Source organism: Nocardioides sp. zg-DK7169 (assembly GCF_013155365.1).
In the GTDB taxonomy this organism is placed as follows: Bacteria; Actinomycetota; Actinomycetes; order Propionibacteriales; family Nocardioidaceae; genus Nocardioides.
Map to the genome: position 1 here is coordinate 146,753 of NZ_JABJRA010000004.1, position 24,157 is coordinate 170,909.

The 24,157-nt window shown below is 72.8% G+C and carries 21 protein-coding genes; 11 read left to right on the forward strand and 10 right to left on the reverse strand.

Features of this window, described 5'->3' with window-relative positions; genetic code table 11:
- Positions 1–37: 37 nt before the first annotated feature.
- A complete protein-coding gene (locus tag HOQ23_RS07725) occupies positions 38–907 on the reverse strand; it encodes a cobalamin biosynthesis protein CbiX (protein ID WP_172213460.1) in 870 nt (289 codons plus the stop codon).
- A gap of 3 nt (positions 908–910) precedes the next feature.
- A complete protein-coding gene (ureA, locus tag HOQ23_RS07730) occupies positions 911–1,216 on the reverse strand; it encodes an urease subunit gamma (protein ID WP_172213462.1) in 306 nt (101 codons plus the stop codon).
- A 190-nt stretch (positions 1,217–1,406) separates the two neighbouring features.
- Here ureA and HOQ23_RS07735 point away from each other — a divergent pair, with 190 nt between their 5' ends.
- The 3 genes from HOQ23_RS07735 to crcB are packed head-to-tail and all read left to right on the forward strand — an operon-like array spanning position 1,407 to position 5,727.
- On the forward strand, positions 1,407–4,856 hold the full coding sequence (locus tag HOQ23_RS07735) for an FUSC family protein (protein ID WP_172213464.1): 3,450 nt from the start codon (positions 1,407–1,409) through the stop codon (positions 4,854–4,856).
- Entirely contained in the window at positions 4,856–5,350 is a 495-nt protein-coding gene (locus HOQ23_RS07740) for a CrcB family protein (RefSeq protein ID WP_172213466.1), read from the forward strand. The genes HOQ23_RS07735 and HOQ23_RS07740 overlap by 1 nt, the downstream gene beginning before the upstream one ends.
- Complete coding sequence (gene crcB / locus HOQ23_RS07745) at positions 5,347–5,727, forward strand: fluoride efflux transporter CrcB (protein ID WP_172213468.1); 381 nt, start codon at positions 5,347–5,349, stop codon at positions 5,725–5,727. The genes HOQ23_RS07740 and crcB overlap by 4 nt, the downstream gene beginning before the upstream one ends.
- 31 nt (positions 5,728–5,758) lie before the next feature.
- Here the strand turns inward: crcB and HOQ23_RS07750 are convergent, their stop codons facing one another.
- Positions 5,759–7,369, reverse strand: a complete 1,611-nt coding sequence (locus tag HOQ23_RS07750; RefSeq protein ID WP_216653899.1) for an ABC transporter permease — start codon at positions 7,367–7,369, stop codon at positions 5,759–5,761.
- Entirely contained in the window at positions 7,366–8,289 is a 924-nt protein-coding gene (locus tag HOQ23_RS07755; protein WP_367650421.1) for an ABC transporter ATP-binding protein, read from the reverse strand. The genes HOQ23_RS07750 and HOQ23_RS07755 overlap by 4 nt, the downstream gene beginning before the upstream one ends.
- A gap of 157 nt (positions 8,290–8,446) precedes the next feature.
- Between HOQ23_RS07755 and HOQ23_RS07760 the strand changes: the two genes are divergently transcribed.
- A complete protein-coding gene (locus HOQ23_RS07760; protein ID WP_172213472.1) occupies positions 8,447–10,873 on the forward strand; it encodes a phosphoketolase in 2,427 nt (808 codons plus the stop codon).
- 13 nt (positions 10,874–10,886) lie between these two features.
- Here the strand turns inward: HOQ23_RS07760 and HOQ23_RS07765 are convergent, their stop codons facing one another.
- Positions 10,887–11,564, reverse strand: a complete 678-nt coding sequence (locus HOQ23_RS07765; protein WP_216653901.1) for an AI-2E family transporter — start codon at positions 11,562–11,564, stop codon at positions 10,887–10,889.
- 53 nt (positions 11,565–11,617) lie between these two features.
- Complete coding sequence (locus HOQ23_RS07770) at positions 11,618–12,751, reverse strand: acetate/propionate family kinase (RefSeq protein ID WP_172213474.1); 1,134 nt, start codon at positions 12,749–12,751, stop codon at positions 11,618–11,620.
- Positions 12,752–12,869: 118 nt separating this feature from the next.
- Between HOQ23_RS07770 and HOQ23_RS07775 the strand changes: the two genes are divergently transcribed.
- Together HOQ23_RS07775 and HOQ23_RS07780 are read left to right on the forward strand one after the other, a co-directional pair.
- Positions 12,870–13,085, forward strand: coding sequence for a hypothetical protein (locus HOQ23_RS07775; protein ID WP_172213476.1), 216 nt, complete (start codon positions 12,870–12,872; stop codon positions 13,083–13,085).
- 39 nt (positions 13,086–13,124) lie between these two features.
- The gene (locus HOQ23_RS07780) at positions 13,125–13,280 is read left to right on the forward strand and encodes a hypothetical protein (protein WP_172213478.1); all 156 of its coding nucleotides are present in this window, start codon (positions 13,125–13,127) and stop codon (positions 13,278–13,280) included.
- A 16-nt stretch (positions 13,281–13,296) separates the two neighbouring features.
- Here HOQ23_RS07780 and HOQ23_RS07785 read toward each other — a convergent pair whose 3' ends face one another.
- Together HOQ23_RS07785 and HOQ23_RS07790 are read right to left on the reverse strand one after the other, a co-directional pair.
- Complete coding sequence (locus tag HOQ23_RS07785) at positions 13,297–13,929, reverse strand: endonuclease (protein ID WP_172213480.1); 633 nt, start codon at positions 13,927–13,929, stop codon at positions 13,297–13,299.
- 79 nt (positions 13,930–14,008) lie between these two features.
- Entirely contained in the window at positions 14,009–15,145 is a 1,137-nt protein-coding gene (locus HOQ23_RS07790; protein WP_172213482.1) for a phosphotransferase family protein, read from the reverse strand.
- Positions 15,146–15,318: 173 nt separating this feature from the next.
- On the opposite strand from HOQ23_RS07790, the gene HOQ23_RS07795 reads away from it, so the two are divergent.
- From HOQ23_RS07795 to HOQ23_RS07810, 4 genes are all read left to right on the forward strand, one after another.
- Complete coding sequence (locus HOQ23_RS07795) at positions 15,319–15,924, forward strand: TetR/AcrR family transcriptional regulator (RefSeq protein WP_172213484.1); 606 nt, start codon at positions 15,319–15,321, stop codon at positions 15,922–15,924.
- A gap of 170 nt (positions 15,925–16,094) precedes the next feature.
- Positions 16,095–16,826 carry a GntR family transcriptional regulator gene (locus tag HOQ23_RS07800; protein WP_172213486.1) on the forward strand — a complete coding sequence of 244 codons (732 nt, stop codon included), beginning with the start codon at positions 16,095–16,097 and terminating at the stop codon, positions 16,824–16,826.
- Positions 16,827–16,896: 70 nt separating this feature from the next.
- A complete protein-coding gene (locus tag HOQ23_RS07805; protein WP_172213488.1) occupies positions 16,897–18,015 on the forward strand; it encodes a hypothetical protein in 1,119 nt (372 codons plus the stop codon).
- A gap of 150 nt (positions 18,016–18,165) precedes the next feature.
- The gene (locus HOQ23_RS07810) at positions 18,166–19,470 is read left to right on the forward strand and encodes an OFA family MFS transporter (protein WP_172213490.1); all 1,305 of its coding nucleotides are present in this window, start codon (positions 18,166–18,168) and stop codon (positions 19,468–19,470) included.
- A 150-nt stretch (positions 19,471–19,620) separates the two neighbouring features.
- On the opposite strand, the gene HOQ23_RS07815 is transcribed toward HOQ23_RS07810, so the two are convergent.
- Complete coding sequence (locus tag HOQ23_RS07815) at positions 19,621–21,258, reverse strand: ABC transporter substrate-binding protein (protein ID WP_172213492.1); 1,638 nt, start codon at positions 21,256–21,258, stop codon at positions 19,621–19,623.
- Between the two features lie 190 nt (positions 21,259–21,448).
- On the opposite strand from HOQ23_RS07815, the gene HOQ23_RS07820 reads away from it, so the two are divergent.
- On the forward strand, positions 21,449–22,219 hold the full coding sequence (locus tag HOQ23_RS07820; RefSeq protein WP_367650422.1) for a GTP pyrophosphokinase family protein: 771 nt from the start codon (positions 21,449–21,451) through the stop codon (positions 22,217–22,219).
- Here HOQ23_RS07820 and HOQ23_RS07825 read toward each other — a convergent pair.
- Positions 22,193–24,157, reverse strand: coding sequence for an FtsX-like permease family protein (locus HOQ23_RS07825; RefSeq protein ID WP_172213494.1), 1,965 nt, complete (start codon positions 24,155–24,157; stop codon positions 22,193–22,195). The genes HOQ23_RS07820 and HOQ23_RS07825 overlap by 27 nt on opposite strands.

The window sequence follows — 24,157 nt, forward strand, 5'->3', positions numbered from 1 at the left end:
TCCGGTGGACGGGCACGCGATGCGGCGCCCGGCGGTGTCAGTGGGACGAGGACAGGGCCTCGCCGGGGGACGTACCGCGCGATCGCGGCGTCTCGTGTGGTGTGTCGTGCCCAGGGTGCGGGTGGGCGTGCGCGTGCCCGCCTCCCTCGCCGTCGTGGGAGTGGGCGTAGCCGTGCCCGTGGTCGGCCATCAGGCCGGCGGCGATCCCGTCGTCGCCATGGCTCATTGCGTGCTGGGCCTCGCTCACCCGGCGGCGCACGATGTCGAGAACGGCGCGCTCGGACAGCAGCGGGCCGAAGAAGGACGCGTGGGCGGGGGGCAGGCCTCCCGGGGCGTTGCGGGCGAACCCGGCGGGTACGACGACGACGTCGTCGCTGCCGAGCAGCTGGGCACGGCGTACGGCGCGCGCAAGGTCGGGTCCCGGGTCGACCAGGCAGGCGACCTCGACCTCGACGCCGGCCCCGTGGCTGCGCACCAGGTGCGCGACCCGGTGCAGGTCGGCGTCGTCGAACGGGTTCGAGGCCGCCGCCGCGATGACGACCCCGGCGCCGGGGCGGCCGGCTGCGGTCTGGGTGGCGGCGCGGCGCAGCCACGAGACCAGGTGGTCGGGGGTGCCGAAGTCGGCACACAGCGACAGGCGGCCCGCGCCTCCACGGGAGGCGAGCCAGCTCAACGTCTTGGCGGTCTCGGCGACCGTGCTCGGGTCACGGCCCCAGGTCATCGGCAGGACCACGGCGGACCCGCCGGCCGCGAGCAGAGCGCCGAGGGCGTCCTGCAGCGCGCGGCCCGACGGGCTCACCACCGCGTGGGGGAGGGCGTCGAGCAGCGGCACGAGGTCAGCGCCGTCGGCGCTCTCGTGCCCACCGACGAGGACGGTGACCGGTGTGGGCTCCCCCGAGAGGAGCATCGGTCACGCCGCCACGGGGTCGTGGCAGGAGACGAGCTTGCTGCCGTCGACGAAGGTCGCCTCCACCTGGAGCAGCGCGAGTCGCTCACGGACACCGGGCATGCAGTCGGCCTCGGAGACCACGTGCTTGCCCAGCTCCATGCACTCGGCCACGGACTTGCCGTCGCGTGCCGCCTCCAGGATCGCCTCGCAGATCAGGGCCTGGACCTCGCTGATGTTGAGCTTGGTGCCGCGTTCGCGGCGGCGCCGGGCCAGGTCCGCGACTTGGTAGATGTAGAGCTTGTCCATCTCGCGAGGGGTCAGGTTCATGGCCTCGACGACCTTCCGGATTTTGGGGGGGGGAGTTCCAGCGGACCGGACTAGATGTGCCTCAAATCACCATACGCACAAATGAGTTTGTGGCAAGTCTGGTCAGAATGGCCGGCGTCGTGTGGTAATGGCAGACATGGCTCCTTCGATCGCCCGTCGGCACGCCCCTGCGAGCGGCTGACAGCCCTCGATGGAAGACTTCTGGCTCCTTCTCGGGATCGTCGTCCTGGCGGCGACCCTTCTCGACCTGTTCCTGACCGCCCTCAACTTCGACGAGGCGGGCTTCATCGCCGGGCGGGTGACCCGTGGCCAGTGGACCGTCGTGCGCCGGTTCACCCGGCGGATGTCGAGGCGCTGGCGACCGGTCGCGCTGCGCCAGGTCACCGGGCTACAGATCGTCGCGGTCATCACGACCTGGCTGTTCGGGATCATCACCGGGTTCGGCCTGATCTACTACGGCCTGATGTCGCGCGCGGCGTTCTCGGTGTCGGGCACCGACGCCGGGCTGACGCTCTTCGACGCCCTCTACTTCAGCGCCGCCCAGCTCTCCACCGTCGGCGGCTCCTCGCTCACCGCCGAGACCGACCTGCTCCGCTTCCTCAGCATCGCGGAGACCTTGAGCGGGGTCATCCTGGTCTCGCTCATCCTGACCTTCCTGCTCGGCGTCTACTCGGTGATCGGCGACCTCAACTCGCTGTGCCGCTACTTCTTCACCACCGAGCGCGGCGCCGGCTCGCCCACCGCCAGCCTGGCGCCGTTCTTCCACGACGGGCAGCCCGACGGGCTCGACAGCCACCTCGACGGCATCGCCGGGTCCTTCGCCTCCTACGTCGACGGCCTGCGCCTGCACCACGCGGCGTACTACTTCCAGAGCGGGCGGGACCAGTTCGCGCTGCCGTACGCCGTGCGCATGCTCGCCGGGACGCTGAGCGCGCTGCGCTGGGGGCTGCCCACCGGGCACCCGGCGTCCACCGACCCGGGGCTGGTGCCGCTGAGCTTCCAGCTCCTGGAGTTCGGGGAGTACGTCGACCGCACCACGCCGGCGAGGAGCCTCGCGGTGCCCGAGGTCGTGACCCGCGAGCGGTTCGAGCAGATCGCCCGCGACCGGGGCCGGGCCGGCGAGGACCGCTGGGTCGCCCGGTTCGTCGAGCTCGACGCGGCCATGGCGAGCCTGGCGCAGGTCGAGCCGCTGGCGGACGGCGACGACGCCTACCGCCGCTACTCCTCCTGGCTGCCGTTCGCCTTCCGCGCCGAGCGGATCACCCTGGCCCTCAGCGACGACCTCGACTACCAGCCGGTCATCGTCACCGACCGACCGGTGTCGATCCTCGAGCCGGCGGACGCCGTCGCGCTGGGCGCGGTGCAGGGCGGGGACGGTCCGCCGCTGCGGCTGCCGGGCCCACCCGGCGGCACGGCCCGCCCGTGGCCGATGCGCTGGGAGGCCTTCGTCGCGCGCTACCTCTCGCGCACCGACCCCGGCAACGCCCGGCTGCGCGCCGCGGCACGGGCGGTCCTGTCCGCGGTCACCGCGGGTGCCCTCCTCTTCCTCGTCCTCGACGTCATCGACCACGCCAAGGTGGAGCCGGCGATCTTCGGCGGCTTCGTCGCGATGCTGGCCGCCGGCACCGCAGTCGGGGCCACGGCGCGCCAGCGGCGGATCACCAGCATCGTCGTGGTGGTGCCGGTGGTGGCGCTGGTGGTGCTGGGAGCGCTCGTGTCCGACTCCGCCTGGCTCACCGGGGTGCTGCTCGTGGCGGTCGCGACGGCCGCGGTCTGGGCGCGGGGCCACGGGCCTCGGTGGATGGCACTGGGCCAGGTCTCGTTCATGTCCTACTACTTCGCGCTGATCCTGCGGCTGCAGCCGCAGGAGATCCTGGACTTCGCAGGCGCCGCGGTGGTCGGGGTCGCGGCGGGGTTCGTGTTCGACCACCTGATCCTGCCCGAACGGCCGCGGGTGGTCCTGCGCAGTGGTCTCGACGGCTTCGGGCGCCGCCTGGTGTCCTCGATGGACGCGCTGCTCGACGCGGTCTCGTGGGCGCGGTGGGACCACTCGGTGCGCAAGCACGTCGAGTTCCAGGTGCGCCAGGTGCGCAGCCATGCCGCGTTCGCCGGTGGGCAGCTGTCCCGGGAGGACTGGGGGACGGGCGTCCCGCCCGAGCGCGCCGTGGCGCTGCGCCTGCGGCTCTTCGACACCGAGCTGGCGCTGATGAGCCTGGTCTCCGCGGCTCGCGACCTCGCCGGCGTGACCGTCTCGCTCGAGGTGCGCGCCCGGCTGGCCGGCCGCATCCAGCTGCTCCAGGCCCACCTCGCGGCGATGGCGCTCGCGCCGGCGTCCGGCGAGCGGCCCGCGGAGCACTTGACGCCGTGGGCGGACGAGGAGCCGCCGGCCGCGTGGCCACGGGCGGCCCGGCTGCTCACCCAGTCGGTCGACGAGCTCCACTGGGCGGCCCAGGGACTGCGGACAGCGGCGCTCGCCGCGCTGGACCCGACGCTCCCGTACGACGTGCCGCTGAGCGCAGCGGAGCGCGAGGAGGCGAAGGCCGAGATCGACGACACCACGTCGGTGCCGGTGGTCCACGACACCGACGACCGGCCCGTGCCCGCGGGGCGGCGGCTGCGCCCGCCGGCCCGGCGCGCCGTCCAGGCTGCCACCGCGTCAGCGCTGTCGCTGGGTGTCGGGTGGCTGGTCTCCTCCACCCACCAGTACTGGGCCACGCTCTCGGCCTATCAGGTGCTCGGCGAGACCGACGGCGACACCTTCGTCAAGGGCGCACGCCGGGTCGCGGGCACGGTGGCCGGGGCGATCGTCGGCTTCGCGGTCGCGATCTCCGACATCGGGGTCCCTGGTGTGATCATCCCGTTGCTCGTCGTGGCCATCTTCGGGTCGGTGTACAACCGCCAGGTCTCCCCGGCGGTTTCGACGTTGTGGACCACGATGATCTTCGCGCTGCTCTACGAGTACCTCGGCAAGCTGACCGCGCTCGCGTTGGAGCAGCGGGTGCTGGAGACGCTCCTGGGGGCCGTCCTCGCGCTGGGCGTCGCGTTCTTCCTGCTGCCCACGCACACCAGGACGGTGCTCGACAAGGACGTCGTGGCCCTCGCCGAGGACGTCGACGCGATCGTTGCGGCCTGCATGGACCGGCTCGCCGGCGGGTCCTCCGCCGCCCTGCCCGCGCTGCGCCAGCGCCTGCTCACCGCCAGCGAGCACGTCCGCAGGATCGGCGCCACGGCGGCGCCGCTGCGCTGGGCGGAGGGGGCGCTGGGCCCGGAAGGAATCGAGGGCAGGTTGACCGCCGTGTGGGCGCTGACCAGCCACAGCCGCCGCCTGGTCCGCGCCACCGAGCACGCGGTGCGGGCCGGGGTGGGTCCCGAGGACCAGGACTGGCATGCGCTGGGCCGGGCGACGACCCAGAATGTCACCGCACTGAGGACGGCGCTCGCGGGCGAGCTTCCCGGCGCCGTCGTCTCGGACGCAGCCGGCTTCGAGACCACCGGGGCCGATTCCGAGACCCGGGCCGCCGACGACGTCCTGCGCGAGCTGGCCCGGGTCAACCAGACCGTGCTCGCCCTGCTCGAGACGATCTCACCCGGTGCCGTGGACCAGGACACCGTGACGCCACACGAAAGGACGGACGGCTGATGTCGGATGTGACAGGCGCCCCCGGGCGCGACGATGGCGGGCAGCGCAAGCGGCCCTCGGCCCGACCGGCGTACCTGCACCCGGCGTCGATCGCGCTGGTGCTGGTCGGCGGCGGCATCGGCGCCGGGTGCCGGGAGGTCCTCTCCCGGGAGATCTCCGGCTGGGACGGGGTCCCGGTCGTGGTCCCGGTCGTGAACCTCCTCGGTGCCTTCCTGCTCGGGTTCCTCTACCAGGGCCTGACCAGCACCCACACCGGCGCGGCGCGCACCTCCCAGCTCAAGGCGCTGCTCGGCACCGGGTTCTGCGGCGGCCTCACGACGTACAGCTCGCTGGCCACCGACACCGCGGTGCTCCTCGACGACAGCCGGGTCGGCGTCGCGGTGCTCTACGCGCTCGGCACCGTGGTCCTGGGCGCCTGCGCGACGGTCGCCGGCATCGCGGCCGGGGCGCAGCTGCGGCCCTCCGCCGAGCACGAGGGAGGTGTCCGGCGATGACGCTCGGCCTCTATCTCCTGCTGATCCTCGCCGGTGGCGTGGGCGCCTCGCTGCGCTACGTGCTCGACGGCCTGATCAAGTCCGGCACCAAGGGATCGTCGTTCCCGTGGTCCACCGCGATCATCAACCTCACCGGCTCCTTCGTGCTGGGCCTGCTGACCGGCCTGGTGGCCGCGCGGATCGAGGACACCGACGTCAGCGCGATCATCGGCACCGGCCTGCTCGGCGGCTACACGACGTTCAGCACCGCCAGCTACGAGACCGTCCAGCTGGTGCAGAAGAAGAAGCACGGGCTGGCCCTGGCCTACGGGATCGGCGTGCTGGTGGTCTGCGTCGCCGCCGCGTTCGGCGGCTACGTCTGGGGCAAGCATGCCTAGCCGCTGACGGCGGTCCGGCGGTCCGGTCGCCTCAGACGACGTCGCGGCGCCGGAAGCCGGCGAAGCCCACGAGGAGCAGCACCACGACCACGCCGCCGAGCAGGGCCAGCCCCGACCAGTCCGGCGACCTGGCGGTGACGTCGGGGACGTGGCGCAGCGGGCTGATGTCGAGGGCCCAGCCGGGGAGCTTGAACGTCGGGCCGAGGAGGGTGAGCCCGAAGGTCGCCACGACGCCGAGCCAGCCGACCAACCGGCGCGACGGCGCCGCCCCGACGACGGCGAGCGCGAGGGCGACGAGGACCCAGGTGCCCGGGATCGTGACCCCCGACTGACCGACGACGTCACCGAACGCGACCGTGTCGTCGCGGGCGGACGCGACCGCGGCGAGGGTGGTGCCGGCGACGAGCATCGCCATCGCGGAGCCGAGCAGGGCGACGACCGTGTTGCTGGCCAGGTACGTCGCGCGTCGCAGCGAGCCGGCCAGGAGCGGCTCCACGCGGTAGGCGACCTCCTCGGCGTAGACCCGCTGCACGACCTGCACCCCGGCGACGGCGGCGACGATCGCCACGATCTGCAGGATCGTGGCGATGAAGGCGGAGGTCAGGCTGGCGGACCCGGCGGCGCCCGACGCGAACACGTCGGCCACCGCCTCGCTGTCGGCGGCGATCTCGCCGATCGAGGTGGCCAGGTTGCCGAAGACGAAGCCCAGCGCGAGGAACGCGATCAGCCAGGTGAGCAGCGCGGTCGCATGGAGGCGCAGCGCCAGCCCCCACACGTTGCCCACCAGCCGTGCGCCCGCCGGTCCCGGGCGCTGGGCGAGCAGTCCCTGGCCGAAGTCGCGGCGTGCCTGGAGCACGAACGCCACGGCCACGAGCACGACGGCGAGCGCCAGCGCGAGCAGCAGGGGCCGCGGGTCGTCACCGGTGGCCGGTCGCGTCTGCTCCAGCCAGCCCAGCGGCGTCAGCCAGGTGGCGGCGCCGCCGGCGTCGGTGGAGTCGACGTAGCCGCGCGCGACGTAGCAGACGCCGAGCACACCGATGGCGAGGCTGGAGGCGGCATGGGCGTCGGAGCCCAGCTGCGCGGTGATGGCGGCGACACCGGTGAACATCAGCCCCGAGGCGGTGAAGCTCGCCGACAGGACCAGCGTGGCGGCGACGCCGCCACCGCAGGCGACGGTGAGCGCGAAGCACACGACACCCAGGGCGACCGAGGCGAGGACCGCCACCAGCACCGCGACCGCGAGCCGGCTGCTGCGGGCGAGGACGCCGGAGGCGACCAGCTCCGCCTGCCCCGAGTCCTCGTCGGCGCGGCTGTTGCGGACCACGACCAGGATCGCCATCAGGCCGGCGAAGAAGGCGCCCAGCATGCCGGCGCGCCAGGCGTTGAACCCGTCGGCGCTCATCAGGTCGCGGGCGGGGCCGAAGACCAGGGCCAGCGCAGGGTTGGCGCCGATGGTGCCGGCCAGCTCGCGGCGGTCCTCGGTGTCGGGAAAGATCCAGGTGTAGGCCAGCACCGACGACGCCGAGAGCACCGAGATCAGCACCACCCAGGGCGCGATCCGGCGGGCGTCCTGGTGGAGGGCCACGACCAGCAGCCGCCGGGTCCCGAGGAGCGCTCCCGAGCCGCGTCCGGTGCGGCTCACGGCGTCGGGGCCTCGTCGTAGTGGCGAAGGAAGAGGTCCTCCAGGGAGGCCGGGGAGACCGTGAGCGCGGACATCTCGTAGGTCACGAGCGCCGCCATGGCGTCGTTGACGCGGTCGGGCTCGACCATGGCGGTCATCCGGCGGCCCTGGAGGCGCACCTCGTGCAGCAGGGCCTCGAGGTCGGCGAGCCCGCCGGGGTCCGGAGTGCGGGTCAACGTGGCATTGATGGTCACGCGCGCCTGGCCGCGCAGCTGCTCCAGCGTCCCGGTCTGGGCGATCGCGCCCTGGCGGATGATGCTCACCCGGTCGGCGAGCGCCTCGACCTCGCTCATGATGTGGCTGGACAGCAGGATCGTGCGCCCCTGCGCCTTCTCCGAGGCGACCTCGTCCTGGAAGACGGCCTCCATCAGCGGGTCGAGGCCGGAGGTCGGCTCGTCCAGGATCAGCAGCTCGACGTCGGCCGCGAGGGCGGCGATGATCGCGACCTTCTGCCGGTTGCCCTTGGAGTACTGGCGCCCCCGCTTGGTCGGGTCCAGCTCGAAGCGCTCGATCAGGCCGCCGCGCCGCGTCGGGTCCAGGCCACCACGCAGGTTGCCGAGCAGGTCGATGGCCTCACCGCCGGTCAGCGACGGCCACAGCACGACGTCGCCGGGCACGTAGGCGAGGCGCCGGTGCAGGTCCACCACGTCGCGCCACGGGTCGCCGCCGAGCAGCTCGACCGTGCCGGCGTCCGCGCGCAACAGCCCGAGCAGGACCCGGATGGTCGTGGACTTGCCGGCGCCGTTCGGGCCGAGGAACCCGTGGACCTCGCCGCGCCGTACCTCCAGGTCGAGGCCGTCGAGGGCGGTGAAGGAGCCGAACTTCTTCACCAGCCCCTCGATGCGGATCTCGGCAGCCGTCTGTGGTGTCGTCGCGGCCACGGGGCCTCCCTCGGTGGGTGCGTGCGAAGCCTCTGTCACCGTACGCGCGCCGACGCCGGGGTTGCACGGGTCCGGACGGTTCCGCTGCCGCACGATCCGCCCTAGCGTGCTTACCAGCCGTTCGGCCTGCCCCTCCTCACCAGCACAGGAGCGCCCCATGACCGACCACGCCCTCGACGACGACCAGCTCGCGGATCTCGACGCGTGGTGGCGGGCGGCGAACTACCTGTCCGTCGGTCAGATCTACCTGATGGATGACCCGCTCCTGAGGACGCCGCTGACCCGCGAGGACATCAAGCCGCGCCTGCTCGGCCACTGGGGGACCACCCCGGGACTGAACCTGCTGTGGACCCACCTCAACCGGCTGATCCGCGAGCGCGACGTCGACATGATCTTCCTCGCCGGCCCCGGGCACGGCGGGCCGGCGGCGATCGCGAACGCGTGGCTGGAGGGCACCTACAGCGAGGTGTACCCGCAGGTCAGCGAGGACGCCGAGGGGATGCGCCAGCTGTTCCGCCAGTTCTCCTTCCCGGGCGGGGTGCCCAGCCACGTGGCGCCGGAGACCCCCGGCTCGATCCACGAGGGCGGCGAGCTCGGCTACGTCCTGTCCCACGCGTACGGCGCGGCGATGGACAACCCCGACCTCGTGGTCACCGCCGTGGTCGGGGACGGGGAGTTCGAGACCGGCCCGCTGGCGGCGTCGTGGCACGCCAACAAGTTCGTCGACCCGGTGCACGACGGCGCCGTGCTGCCGGTCCTGCACCTCAACGGCTACAAGATCGCCAACCCCACCGTGCCGGCGCGGATCCCGCGCGAGGAGCTGCTCGCGCTGCTGCGCGGCTACGGCCACGAGGTGCTCACGGTCGAGGGCGACGAGCCCGCCGACGTACACCGTCAGCTCGCCGCGGCGCTGGACCAGGCGCACGACCGGATCACCGAGATCCAGCGCGCGGCGCGCGAGGACGGCGACCTGGAGCGGCGCCCGTGGCCGATGGTGCTGCTGGTGACCCCGAAGGGGTGGACCGGTCCGCACACGGTCGACGGCGTCCAGGTGGAGGGCACCTGGCGCGCCCACCAGGTGCCGCTGTCGGGCACCCGGGACAACCCCGAGCACCGCGCGATCCTGGAGGAGTGGCTGCGCTCCTACCGTCCCGAGGAGCTCTTCGACGCCGACGGCGCGCCGGTCGCGCGGCTGCGGGCGATCGCGCCGACCGGTCAGCGGCGGATGAGCGCCAACCCGCACGCCAACGGGGGGCTGCTGCGGCGACCGCTGCACCTCCCGGACTTCCGCACCTGCGCGGTGGAGGTCGCGCGCCCCGGCGCGACCGTCCACGAGGCGACCCGGGTGCTGGGCCGCTACCTGGTCGAGGTGGTGGGGCAGAACCCCGACAACTTCCGCATCTTCGGACCCGACGAGACCGCCTCGAACCGGCTCGACGCCGTCTACGAGGTCACCGACAAGGTCTTCGCCGGGGAGATCCGCGACAGTGACGAGCACCTCGCCCACCACGGGCGGGTGGTCGAGCTGCTCTCCGAGCACACCTGCCAGGGCTGGCTGGAGGGCTACCTGCTCACCGGGCGGCACGGGCTGTTCAGCTGTTACGAGGCGTTCATCCACCTCGTCGACTCGATGCTCAACCAGCACGCGAAGTGGCTCAAGACCACGCGCACGATGAGCTGGCGCCCGCCGATCTCCTCGCTCAACTACCTGCTCACCTCGCACGTGTGGCGCCAGGACCACAACGGCTTCTCCCACCAGGACCCCGGCTTCATCGACCACGTCGTGAACAAGAAGGCCGAGGTCGTGCGGGTCTACCTGCCGCCGGACACCAACACCCTGCTGTCGACGATGCGGCACTGCCTGGAGACCACCCACTACGTCAACGTCGTGGTCGCCGGCAAGCAGCCGACCTTCGACTGGCTGGACCCCGACGCGGCCGACCTGCACTGCGCGCGGGGGCTCGGCATCTGGGAGTGGGCCTCCAGCGACGACGACGGCGACCCCGACGTGGTGATCGCGTGCGCCGGCGACGTACCGACCGTGGAGGCGCTGGCGGCGACCTCGATCCTGCGCGAGTACCTCCCGGACCTGAAGGTCCGCTTCGTCAACGTGGTCGACCTGATGCGCCTGCAGGACGACACCGAGCACCCGCACGGGCTGTCCGGGCGTGACTTCGACACCGTGTTCACCGCCGACAAGCCGGTCATCTTCGCCTACCACGGTTATCCGTGGTTGATCCACCGGCTGACCTACCGGCGCACCAACCACGCCAACCTGCACGTGCGCGGCTACAAGGAGGAGGGGACGACCACGACGCCCTTCGACATGGTGATGATGAACGACCTGGACCGCTTCCACCTGGTCATGGACGTCATCGACCGGGTGCCGTCGCTGGGCCAGCGCGCGGCCGCGGTGCGCCAGGTCATGGTCGACACCCGCCGCCGCGCCCACCTGTGGACGCGGGAGTACGGCGAGGACCTGCCGGAGGTCCGGGACTGGTCGTGGTCGCCCGGCACCCCGCCGGCGCGCGCCGCCTCCCCGTCGACGACCGCCCGCCCGGAGGTTCCGGCCGACCGGCGCTGACGGCGTACGCGGCTCAGGTGCAGGACACCAGCGGCACCAACCAGCGGGCCCGTGGATCGGCGTCGACGAGCAGCGCCCGCGCGAGGAGGCTGAAGGGGACGGCGAGCAGGGCGCCCAGCGGGCCGAACACCCATGCCCAGAACACCAGCGACAGGAAGGTCAGCGTGGTGGACAGCCCCACGGCCTGGCCCACGAAGCGTGGCTGGATCACCGACTGGATGACCACGTTGAGCACGCAGTAGCCGAGCACGACGGCCAGCGCGTCGGCCCAGCCGTGCTCGAGCAGCGCGAGGAGGGCGGGCGGTGCCAGGCCGATGACGAAGCCGATGTGGGGGATGTCGTTGGTGACGAAGGCGATCAGCCCCCACAACCAGGGGGACGGGACATCGAGCCAGTAGAGCAGGGCGACGTCGAGAAGGGCCACGATCAGGCCGAAGACCGTCGACACCACGAGGTAGCTGCGGGTGGCGGACGCGAATCCCGCGAGAGCGTCGACGAAGCCGCGGTGGCCCGGACGCAGGGTGCGCAGGATCGCCGGGAACGCGACGGCGTCCACGGCGAGGAACAGCAGCAGCGTGACGATGAAGAACAGGTCGGAGAGGAGGGAGAAGACGCTGCTGAAGGGGCCGGCCACCGCCGAGATCAGCTTGCCGTCGACCGTCTCGCACGATAGGCCGCCGTCCGGCCGCACGGCATCACCCGTGTCGGGTGGGGCGGGGCGTCTCCGGGGTGCGGGTGCTGGTGTCAGGCCTCGAGCACCTGCACCACCTGACGCGCGATCGAGAGCTCCTCGTCGGTCGGGACGACCAGCACCGTCACCGCGGAGTCCTCGGCCGAGATCCGGACGGGCGCGCTCGGGTCGGCGGACGCGTTGAGGAGCGGGTCGAGGTGGATGCCGAGCGGCTCCAGCCCGCTGGTCACGTCGGCGCGCAGGCGCGGGACGTGCTCCCCGGCGCCGGCGGTGAAGGTGACGACGTCGGCGCCGCCGAGCACCGCGAGGTAGGCCCCGACGTACTTGCGCAGCCGGTGGCAGTAGACGGCGTACGCCGTCGCGGCCGCCCGGTCGCCCGCGTCCACGGCCGCCTGGATGTCGCGGAAGTCCTGGAGGCCGCACAGCCCGCGCAGGCCGGCGCGGTGGTGCAGCAGGTCGTCGAGCTCGGCGACGTCGAGCCCACCGACGCGCAGCAGGTGCAGCAGCACGCCCGGGTCCAGGTCGCCGCCCCGGGGGCCCATGACCAGGCCCTCGAGCGGGGTGAGGCCCATCGAGGTCTCGACCGGGCGGCCACCGCGGATCGCGGCCGCCGAGGCGCCGTTGCCGAGGTGCAGCACGATCTGGTCGAGGTCGGCGAGCGGGCGCCCGAGGAACGCCGCGACCTGGCCGGCGACGTAGCGGTGGCTGATGCCGTGGGCGCCGTATCGCCGGATCTCGTGGCGCTCCATGACCTCGCGGTCCAGGGCGTACGTCGCGGCCTCGGGCGGCAGGTCGGCGAAGAAGGCGGTGTCGAAGACCGCCACCTGGGGCAGGTCGGGGTAGGCCTCGCGCGCGTGGCGGATCCCGCGGATGGCCGGCGGGTTGTGCAGCGGCGCCAGCGGGACCAGGCCCTCGAGGCCCGCGAGGACGCCGTCGTCGACCAGGGTGGGGGCGACGAACCGGGAGCCGCCGTGCACCACCCGGTGCCCGACGCCGGCGAGGGTGTCGGCGCCCATGCCGGCGGCCTCCAGGTCCGCGACGAGACGGACCAGCGCGTCGGCGAAGTCGTCGTGGTGCAGCCGCTCGAGGTGGCCGGAGAGGAGGCGCTCGCCGCTGCCGGGACGCAGCACGCGGTACTTCAGCGAGGAGGAGCCGGCGTTGAGGACGAGCACGGGTCGATCGGTCATGCCGGGCTCCCTTCCGCGGTGGCTGCACCGTAGCCGTGCGCGCCGACGCTGTCGCGCATGTGCGGCCGGGACCCGGGTACCGCCCGCGTCGAACCGCGAGCGATCCGGAGGGACGGAGATGGCCGACAGGTCCGGGAACATCAAGAACGAGAAGCAGTACGAGGCCCTCAAGGACAAGGGCATGTCGAAGGAGCGGGCGGCGAGGATCGCGAACGCGAAGGACTCCTCCAAGCACGGCGGGCAGCAGTCCGGCAAGGGCGGCGACAGCTCGCAGGGCGGCACGACCGCGCAGAAGAAGGAGGCCGGCCGCAAGGGCGGCAAGGCCAGCCACTGACCCAGCCCCACTGACCCAGCCCCACGACAGGAGGGCGAGATGACGCCGTTCGGACTGATCATGATGCTGCTCGTCACCGCGGGCGTCGTGGCGGCGATCCTGCTCTTCGAGCGCAGCCGGGCCGAGGGCATCCGGCGCGACCTCGCCGAGGACGCACGCCGCGACCGCGAGCGCCACGACCGCGGCGAGGCCTGAGCCGCGCCCGCCGGCCTCAGTCCCGCCGGGCGAGCACGTCCTCGACGACCCTCTGCGCCCGCGCCGCGCGCACGCAGCCGGCGACCAGCCGGGGGAGGTCGGCGGCGTCGACCAGGCCCGCCAGGGCGTCGGGCGAGGTCGGGAGCCCCAGGCGGGCGGCGCCCTTCGCGCTCAGCGGGTCGACGTACGGCGCGAGGTCGGGCCAGACGCCCTGCACCTCGCGGCAGAAGATCGCCGCGCCGGCGGGCCCGATCCCCTTGAACTGCTGGAGGTCCGCCTCGAGGTCCTCGCCGCGCTGGTGCAGGCGACGCAGGTCCCCGGCGTACTGCTCGATCACCGTGTCGGCGAGCTCGCCGAGCTGGGTGGTTGTGCGTTCGTCGTAGCGGCGGTAGTGCCCGCGCCCGAGCGCCGCCACCCGCTGCGACCGGGTCGTCGACGCCGTGCCGCGCGGCGTCGTGCAGCCGGCGGCGAACAGCTCGCGGGCGGCGGCCACCGCGGTGTCGGAGCGGATCCGCGCGGAGAGCAGCAGGCTGAGCACGAGCAGCTGCCACAGCGGCGCCGGCTCGTCGGCAAGCCGGATGCCCGCGTCCTCGGCGTACGTCGTGCCGTGTCGCGCGAGCAGTGCCTGGGCCGTCTCCCTCTCGTCCATGGGGGAGCGGTACCCGCAGGAACCCGCGGGACCTGTCCTCCGCGCGAGTGCGCCGGTCGTCAGGTCGGGACGTCCGCGCTCATCGCTCCCAGGAGTAGGTGCCGTCCAGCAGGGCCCCGAGCATCGCGTGGTGCAGGACGTACCCGTCGGGGTGGGCGGGCGCCTCGACCTCGCCGAAGTGCATCCGGCGCCGGTGGATCTGGCCCATCACGATGCCGTGGCGCAGGGCGGCGTAGACGATGAACCAGTCCAGGTCGCGCACCTCGACGCCCGCCGCCTGCTCGTACGCCGCGACCACGTCGTCGCGCCGGAACAGGTGGGGGAGCCCCGGCATCTCGAAGACCTCGGCCAGGTCCTGGAACTGGCGGTGGAAGAAGAGGAACCACCCCAGGTCGAGCTCGCGCGGGGCGAGGACGGCGGACTCCCAGTCCAGCACCGCGGCCACGTCGGTGCCGTCGTACATGATGTTGCCGATCCGGGAGTCGCCCCAGCAGAGCACGTCGGGCGACGGCTCGGCCGGCCACCAGGCCTCCAGCCACTCGAAGGCGCGCTCGAGGCAGGGGATGCGCAGGCCGTCCTCGCGGCGGGTCCACTCGTAGTAGGCGCGCTCGTTCTCGAAGTGCGCGCGCAGGCTGGATCCGGCGGTCGACGGGGCGGAGAGGCCGGTCGCGGGGGACTCGATCGCGTGGATGTCGGCCAGCACCCGCACGCTCGCGTCCTGGATCGCGCGTTGCTCGGCCTGCCCCATCTCCAGCAGCCAGCCGGTGAAGACGTACGGCGGGTTGTCGGCCGGCACCGCCCCGGAGACCTGGTCCATCACCATGAACGGCGCGCCGAGGGCCTCCCCGGACGCCTCGACCCAGCGCACCCGCGGCACCGGCACCGCGGATCGCTCCGCCACGGTCCGCATCACCTCGAACTGGTGGGCCACGTCGTAGGAGGGGAACACCGGGAAGGCGTCCGCGACGGGGACCATGCGGGCCACGAGCACGGCGCGGTGCTGTTCGCCGCCCGTTCGCCAGGAGAGGTCGAACAGCATCGAGATGCTCGACATCCCCGAGTGCTCGGGGCGGCGCAGGTTCGAGACCTCCGGCTCCTCGTCGGCGTCGAGCTGCTCGGCCAGCCACCGGGTCAGGCGGCGCCGTACCTCGTCGAGGTCGGTGTCGGTGGTCTTGATCGTCATCTCCACGCGGGGCGACGCGGCTGCCTCGGTCATCGGGTCTCCTCGGGTCGGCGCCACGGCGCACGGGGTCCTTGTGACGCGCGTCACGGACGGTGCGTGCAAACCTAGACCCGGGATCCAGAAATGTGCACGGGGTCTAGACGGGCCGGTCCGGTCCGCCTCGGGACGTCCGCCGGATCCGGCGCCGGGGGCGGGAGGATGGGCCCATGGACACGCGAGCACGCCCCGGTCGGCGCGAGCTGAACAAGCTGCAGACCCGCGAACGCCTGCTCGGCGCGACCAGGGAGCTGCTCGCCGAGGTCGGTGCGGTCACCACCGTCGAGGAGATCGCCGAGCGCGCCGGGGTCAGTCGCGCGACGTTCTTCAACTACTTCGCGAGCAAGGACGACCTGCTCGCCGAGCTCTATGCGGCACTGCTCGCCCAGATGGACGAGGTCGTGGAGGGGCTGCTCGTCGGCGACCTCAGCACCGAGGAGCGCGTCGTCGGCGTGTTCGCCGACTTCGGCCACCACGCCCGCGAGCGCCCCTCCTACCTGCTCGCCTTCACCTCGGCACTGGAGCGGGTGTCGACCAGCGAGCAGGTGGCCGAGCGCAGCGACCGGCTCGCCGGACTGTTCGCCCGCGTCCTCGAGCCCGGGCTGGCGGCGGGCGAGGTCCGCACCGACCACCCGGTCCCGTTCCTCGCCCGGATGGTCTCGGCGATCTACATCGCCTCGCTGCGTCAGGCCTGGGGGCGGGAGGAGACCGCCGAGTTCGCCGCGGGTTTCGAGCGCGCCGGCCGGTTCGCCGCGGAGGCGGTCCTCGTCAGGTGATCCGAGGATGCCTGTTTGTAGAGACAAAGTGACGGGCGATCGGCCACACTCCTCGGCATGACCCAGCCTGCTACGACCGGGCGCCACCAGAGGACGGCGTGCACGCGCCCCGACGTGGCCCCCGCTCCGTTCACGCTCGCCGGCAAGGCGCGTACGGCGGTGTCGCTGCGATGAGCCCGAAGGAGGGGCGCGCCCAGGTCCCGCAGCACCGGCAGCTGGCGGACCTGCTGACGGCGGAGATCCGCTCCGGGCGCTACGCCCCGGGAGCGCGGCTGCCGACCGAGGCCGAGCTGTGCGCCGAGCACGGACTGAGCCGCGGCACGGTCCGCCAGGCGATGCGCCGCCTCGAGGACGACGGTCTCATCCTGCGCCGGCCCGGTGCGGGCACCATCGTGATCGCCCGCGAGGCTGCGAGCCGCTACTCGCCGTTCGTCACCAGCACCGCCGACATCGTCGACTTCGCGCGCTACACCGAGATCCAGGCCCCGGAGACCGCCGAGCTGCGAGCCGACGGCGAGCTGGCCGACCTTCTTCGGGTGGAGGAGGGGTCCGCCTGGTTCCTGGTGCGCGGGCGGCGCCGGCTGCGGGGCAGCCGACAGCCGATGTGCTGGAGCGAGCACTACATGCGCTCCCACCTGCCCTACCGCGAGGAGCTGCTGCGCGGCGGGGAGTACACCGTCGCCACCTTCGAGTCCCAGCGCATCGAGCAGGAGGTGACGGCCACGGTGCTGCCCGCCGACATGGCGCAGGCCCTGGGCGCCGAGCCCGGCGCACCCGCGCTGGTGATCAGCCGACGCCACCTCAACGCGGCCGGCGACATCCTCACCGTCAGCTACTACACCCACCCCGCGGACCGCTTCCGGCTCACCAGCGTGCTGCAGGCCGCCGACCCGACCCCGTGACGGCGGCGGACACCGTCCGCCGCCGAACCACCCGACCCGACCCGCGAGCGATCGCGTCCGAGGAGTAGCCGTGCTGACCCCCTTCGACGACTACCCGATCCACCAGACCCCGCTGCCCGTCGCCCAGGTCGCCTCCGGGCATCCCGACCACTACGACAGGTACTGGTTCAACGGCTACACCGAGGACACCTACTTCGCGGTCGCCCTCGGGGTCTACCCCAACCGCGGCGTCATCGACGCGGCGTTCAGCGTGGTGCACGAGGGGGTGCAGCGCTCGGTGTTCGCCACCGGCCGGGTGCCGCTGGACCGCACCGAGACGAGGATCGGCCCGATCTCCATCGAGATCGTGGAGCCGCTGCGGGTGAACCGGGTCCGGGTGGACGCCGAGGAGCACGGGCTCGTCGCCGACCTCACCTACCGCGCGCGCACCGCGGCGTACGAGGAGGCGCGCCAGACCCTGCACTCCCACACGACGCTGATGATGGACGTGACCCGCGCGACCCAGCTGGGCAGCTGGACCGGGAGCGTGCGCAGCGGCGGCACGAGCGTGGCGATGGACCGCACGGTCCACGGCACCAAGGACCGCTCCTGGGGCATCCGCCCGATCGGCCAGCCGGCACCGGCCGCGCCCTCGCCGCGCGACCACCAGGTCTTCTTCCTCTACTCCCCGCTGAACTTCGAGGACCGCTGCCTGCACTACATGGTCTTCGAGGACTCCACCGGCGCCCGCTGGGCCGAGAGCGCCGCTGTGCTGCCGGTGATCGGCGACCACGACCCGGTCTTCGGCCCCGACCTGGGCGTCTCCCACGTGCGGGTGGACCACCAGGTGCGCTGGGCGCCCGGCCTGCGGCGCTCCGAGGGGGCGACCCTGCTCGTGGCCGGCGGGGACGGGCCGGGGGACGGCCTCGAGGCGATCGAGCTCGAGCCGCTGCTCACCTTCCGCCAGAAGGGCGTGGGCTACCAGCACCCCGAGTGGAAGCACGGCACCTGGCGCGGCGAGCTGCTCGTCGGAGCCGAGGAGGCGGCCGTCGAGGACCTCGACGACCTGGCTCCCGAGAACATCCACGTGCAGCAGGTGGTGCGCGCGACCTGGGGCGAGCGCCAGGGCCTCGGCGTGCTCGAGCAGCTGGTGATCGGCCCGCACGCACCCAGCGGCTTCACCTCGGTCCTCGACGGCGACCCCGCCTGAGCGACGCGCGGTCCTCGGGCCCGACTGGTTCGGATCCGACCGGCGGGGTACTGCGACGGGGAAGCGACGTACGCCGTCGTACCGCAGCGGATCCCGCGAGCCATGGCGGGCCGCTACCGCCAGCCGGGGCCGTCACGGGAGGCCGATTTCATGAGCGAGACACAGGATCCAGGGGCCAGGAGCACCGACCAGGGCCAGCAGGCGCCGACTCTCAACAGATGGTGGCTGGTCGGCGGCGGGCTGCTGCTGCAGTTCTCCATCGGCGCCGTCTACGCCTGGTCGGTGTTCGCGAAGGCCTACCAGGACGCCGAGCCCTGGCAGCTGACGAAGGTCGAGGCATCGCTGCCGTTCACGGTGACGATCGCGATGATCTTCATCGGCAGCTATCTCGGCGGCCGGGTGCAGGACCGCCGAGGCCCGCGGGTGGTGGCGCTCGCCGGTGGCGTGATCTACGCCGTCGGCATCGTGCTGGCCTCCTTCACCCGCGGCTCCGAGGACCTGTGGCTGCTCATCGCCAGCTACGGCGTGATCAGCGGCTTCGGTCTCGGTGTCGCCTACATCGTGCCGATCGCGATGCTCCAGAAGTGGTTCCCCGACAAGAAGGGGCTGATCACCGGCCTCGCGGTCGGCGGGTTCGGCTTCGGTGCAGTGCTCACCTCGCCGGTCGCGAGCTGGCTGATCGGGATGGACGAGGACCAGCCGTCGAAGGCCTTCCTCTGGCTCGGGCTGGCCTACCTGGTGATGTCCCTGGTGGGCGCCTCGGTCTTCCGCAACCCGCCCTCGGGCTACGTCGTGCCCGGCTACGAGCAGGCAAGCGCGGCGGCGGGTGCCGTGGCGGCGAAGGACTACACCGAGAAGGAGGCGCTGCGGACCCCGCAGTGGTACCTGCTCACCGCGATCCTGACCCTCAACGTGGCGGCCGGCATCGCGCTCATCTCCCAGGCGGCGGGCAGCGCGGAGGGGCTCGCCGGCTACAGCGGCGGCGCTGCCGCGACCGTGGTCGGCGTGCTCGCGATCTTCAACGGCGGCGGCCGCATCGTGTGGGCGGCCGCGTCGGACTCGGTGGGCCGGATGCCGGCGTTCGCGGCGATGCTCGCCCTGCAGGGCGTGTGCCTGATCGTGCTCCCGCACGCGAGCAACCAGGTGCTCTGGTTCGTCCTGGCCGCGGTGATCTACCTCTGCTACGGCGGTGGCTTCGGCACCATGCCCGCCACCGCGGGCGACTTCTTCGGCGTCAAGAACGCCGGCGGGATCTACGGCCTGATGCTCATCGGCTGGAGCCTCGGCGGCGTGCTCGGCCCGATCCTCATCTCCGCGCTGTTCGGGGACGGCGACACCCCGGACTACACCCTCGGCTACACCACCATCGGCATCATCGCGCTCGTCTCCGTGGCCCTGACCTTCGTGACCAAGGTGCCGCGCGAGCGCCGGGCCGACGCCGCCACCCCCGGCTGAGACCCGCCCCGTCCCTGTCCCGCGAGTCGGCGCTTGTGGTGTGCCGAGTCGGCGCTCGTGGTGGTCAAGAGCATCGACTCGAGCGTCACAAGTCTCGACTCGACCGGTACGCCGAGGGCCGGTGCGTGGTGCGGGTGGGGCGGGGAGTGATCAGTCCTCGGCGACCCAGGCGTCGTCGAAGAGGATCGCGGTCTGGCTGGTCGGCTTGATGCCGTGGACGTCCTTGTCCCAGACGTTGAAGAACGCGCCGCCGGCGAGGCTGATGTACGGCACGTCCTCGTGGAAGATCTCCTCGATGGCCGCCATGGTCTCGGCGCCCTCCTCGGGGGAGGCGTGGCCCTGGAGCTCACCGAGCAGGCGGTCCATCTCCGGGTTCGCGTAGCGGCCCGGGTTCGACAGCGAGGTGCTCGACAGCGGCTCGGACATGCTGGCATAGGGATCCTGGTCGAAGACGCTCGACGAACCGGTCGCCAGGTCGAAGTCGCCGTCGACGTAGATCGCCTTGGTCTGCTCGGCGATCGTGTTGACCAGGTCGAGCTCGATCTCGAAGCCCACCGCCTCGAGCATCGCCTTGAACGCCACGGCGCCGTCACGCGAGGCGGAGTCGGACTGGCTGAGGAAGCGCAGCTTGCCGTCGAAGCCGTCGGCCTTCGCCTCGGCGAGCAGCTCCTTGGCCTTCTCGATGTCGACGCCGGTCGGCTCGACGTCGGTGTTCCATGTCGAGGACTCCGACATCAGGCCTCGGTCGGCCAGGTCGCCGTTGCCGGTCATGCGCTCGAGGTAGAGCTCGGCGTCGATCGCGGCGCTGACCGCCTGGCGCACCCGGACGTCGCCGGTGGCGCTGTCGGGACGCGCGTTGATGTTGACCGTGCGCCCGCCGTTCACGGCGTTCACCATGCCCGGCCAGCCGTCGCGGCGCGCCTGCTGGACCATGTCGTCGGCGCGCAGGTAGGCGACGTCGATCTCGCCGGCCTTCAGCGACTCGTACTTGGTGACGTCGGCGCCGAGCATGACGAACTCGATCGAGTCGAGGTGGGGGCGACCGCCGACGTAGTCCTCGTTGGCGCTGACCACGAGCTTCTCGCCGGCGGCCTGGCTGGTGAAGACGAACGGCCCGGCGCCGATCGGCTTGAACTTCTCCGGGTTCGCGTACGCCGCGGGCGCCATGATCAGGCCCGGGCCACTGGCCAGCATGTTCGGGAAGGTCGCCCACGGCTTGTTCATCGTGAAGACGACGGTGGTGTCGTCGACGGCCTTCATCGACTTCGCGTTGCTCTGGATCAGGTTGCCCTGGAAGCCGTAGTTGGCGATGTAGTACTCCAAGCTCCCGAGCACCGCCTTGGCGTCGAGCGGGGTGCCGTCGGTGAAGGTCACGCCGTCACGCAGCTTGAGGGTCCAGGTGATGTCGTCGTCGCTCTCCAGCGACTCCGCGAGCTGGGGCTCGTAGGTGCCCGCCTCCTGGTCGTAGCGCAGGAGGGTGTCGTAGACCGCGGCCATCACGTTCATGCCGGTGGAGCCGGTCGCGTAGGTCTGGGCGGGGTTGAGGGTGGCCGTCTCGCTGTACTCCGCCACGGTCAGGGTGCCGCCGTCCACGGGCTCGCCCGGGTCGTCCTCGACGCCGACCAGGCCGGTGACGTAGATGTCGGCCAGGCTGAGGTCGCCGGAGCCGGCGTTGTTGCCGCTGTCGCTTCCGCCGTCGTCGTCGGTGTTGGCGCATCCGCTGACGGCGAGCGCGCCGATGCTCAGCACGGCGGCCACGCGGGCCCGCACGCTGATGGGCTTCTTCACTGTTCCTCCAGGGTCTGGTCCCGAGCGCTCAGCACGGACCGAGCGGCTGGCGTGACATGTGTCACAGCGGACAGTAGGGGCGCTCCGGCGAGATTCCTGCGAGGCGATCCCGCTCAGCGGGCAACCGGTTGCAGCGGTCCGCGATCCCCGCTCCCGGCGTCGGTCGGGGCGCCCGGCGTAGCCTGCGCTGGTGGGCGACGAACCTGGGCCGGAGCCGGACGCGACACCTCCGCTGGAGCTGTCCGAGGTGCTGACCACGCTCGGCTCGGCCCGTCGCGAGCTGACCCGCTTCATGGCGACCTACGAGTTCGCGATCCAGGAGATCGAGACCAAGGTCTCGATCCTGCGGGGCGAGTTCCGCCTGCTCCACCGCTACAACCCGATCGAGCACGTCGTCAGCCGGCTGAAGACCCCGGAGAGCGTGATCGCGAAGGCCCGCCGGCTGGGCCTCGGGCCCGACCTGGACGAGCTGCGCGCCGCGATCCGCGACATCGCCGGCGTCCGGGTGGTGTGCAGCTTCACCAGCGACGTCTATCGGGTGCAGGAGATGCTCTGCGGACAGAGCGACATCCGGCTGCTCGAGCTCAAGGACTACGTCGCGGCGCCCAAGCCGAGCGGCTACCGCGCGCTGCACGCCATCGTCGAGGTGCCGGTGTTCCTGTCGGGGGAGACCGTGCCGGTCCCGGTCGAGGTCCAGTTCCGCACCATCGCGCAGGACTTCTGGGCCAGCCTCGAGCACAAGATCTTCTACAAGTACGACAAGGCGGTGCCGCGCGAGCTCAGCGACGGCCTGCGCGCGGCCGCCGCGACGGCCGCCGACCTCGACCGGGTGATGGAGGGGTTCTCGGTCGAGATCGACGAGCTCGGCGACGGCGACCCGGGCACGGACGCCGTCGCCGAGGAGACCGCGGCGGAGTTCCTCGCCTTCCTCGCCTCAGCCCGCCAGGACCGGGCCGACTGACGCTGTCGTGGCGCGGGGTCGACGGGGACCCGCCGCGCTCCGCGCGACCACCGGGACGACCGTGAGCAGCGGGATCAGGAACACCGTGGCGCTCAGGACGGCGTACGTCGTGAGGGCGAGCGCCGGCACCGCGGGTCCGAGCAGCCCGGCGCTGACGCCCAGGACCGCGGGGACGATGGTGAGGGTCCCGATCAGCCACGCCACGGCGCCGGTGACCAGCGCCTCGACCGCGGCCATCGCCAGCAGCTGGCGCCGGGTCGCGCCGGTGCGCCAGAGCAGCACCAGCTCCTCGCGTCGCCCGGCGGTGGCCAGGACCAGGGCGTTGGCGGCTGCCACGCCCACGAAGACCAGCAGCAGGAGCAGCATCACGGCCGAGAGGTCGCGGGCCGAGTCGCCGGCGGCCATCGCGGAGGCGACGTACTCCTCCTCCCCGCTCGCGGTGAGCCCGAGGCCGGTGGCCGCGTCGGTGAGGGCCGAGGCGGCGCTCGCGTCGTCGGTGCGCAGCAGCACCGTGTCGGTCGGCACGGCGGCGCCGTGCGCGGCGGGGGTGTCACTGCCGACGAGGTAGTCGCCGAAGCCCAGGCCGCGGTCGTAGACGGCGACCACCGTCGCCCAGGCGAGGTCGGCCCCGTCCCAGCGGATCGCGATCCGCTCGCCGACGCCCTTGCCGGTGTCGAGGCGCGCGTCGCGGCTGACCGCCACGGTGTCGAGGCCCTCGGGGCCGCTCAGGGCGGCCAGGTCGCCCTCGACGACGTCGGGGTCCAGGGTGCCGTCGACACCCTGCGCGGGAAGGGCGCGCACCTGCAGCGGCTCCCAGCCGAGCGCTCCGAGCCAGCCGCTCTCGTCGTCGGTCCGCACCTGCGCGGGCACCGCGGCCAGCGGGACCGCCGTGTCGACGCCCGGCACCGCGGCGAGCGTGTCGAGCGCTCCCTCGTCGATGCTGCTGCCCTCGCCGGTGACGACGAGGTCGGCGTGCAGCCCGTCCGCGAGCTGCGCGGCGCCGGCGGTCGCGACCGTGTCGTCGATGGTGGCCTGCACGGTGCCGACGCCCAGCGCCAGCGCCAGCGGTACGACGACTGTCGTGAGGCGCCGGGAGAAGCCGCGGGTGTTCGCCAGCGCCAGCCGGGTGGCCGGGCCTCCGCGGCGACCGGTCCGGTCGAGGAGCCACCCGACCAGCACGGGGCCGCCGAGCGCAGCCGCGCCGACGAGCAGGAACGCCGAGACCGCCGCGGTCGCGACCCCGATGGTGCCCGGCACGACCAGCGGGCTGAACGCGGAGCCCAGGCCGGCGACGGCCACCGCGACGGCGGCGGTGCGGCGGACCCGGCCGATGCCGGCGGGCTCGACGGTGCTCCGGGCGACGGCCGCGGTGGGGGAGGTGCGCAGCGTGCCGCGGGTCGCCAGCCGGGCGGCGAGGTGGGCCACCGGCAGCAGGAAGAGGGTCGCGGCCAGCACCGGCCACGGGGAGAGGGTCATCTCGAAGCCCGGGTCGACCATCCCGGCACCGGTCAGTGCCGGGGTCAGCCGACGCACCGCGACGAGGCCGACGACGGCCCCCAGCGGTGCCGCGATCCCGGCCACCAGCCCGATCTCGCGGGCGACCAGGCCGCGGACCTGTCCGCGGGTCGCACCGACCGCGCGCAGCAGCGCGAAGTCGCGCTCGCGCTGGCGCAGCGCGAGCGACACGGTCGCGGCGATCACGAAGACCACCAGCAGCAGCGCGGTGCCGCTGAAGGAGAGGGCCAGGGCGACGAGGAAGCCGGCGTCGCCGGGGGAGCGGAGCCCGGACTCGACGAGCACGCCGGTGCCCGAGACCAGGACCCCGGCCAGGGCCACCACCAGGAACGGTGCGACCAGGCCCGGCAGGTGCGCCAGGGCGCCGGAGCGGGCGAGCCGCCAGCTGGCACGCCGTGTGCTCGAGGTGCTCGAGGTGCTCAT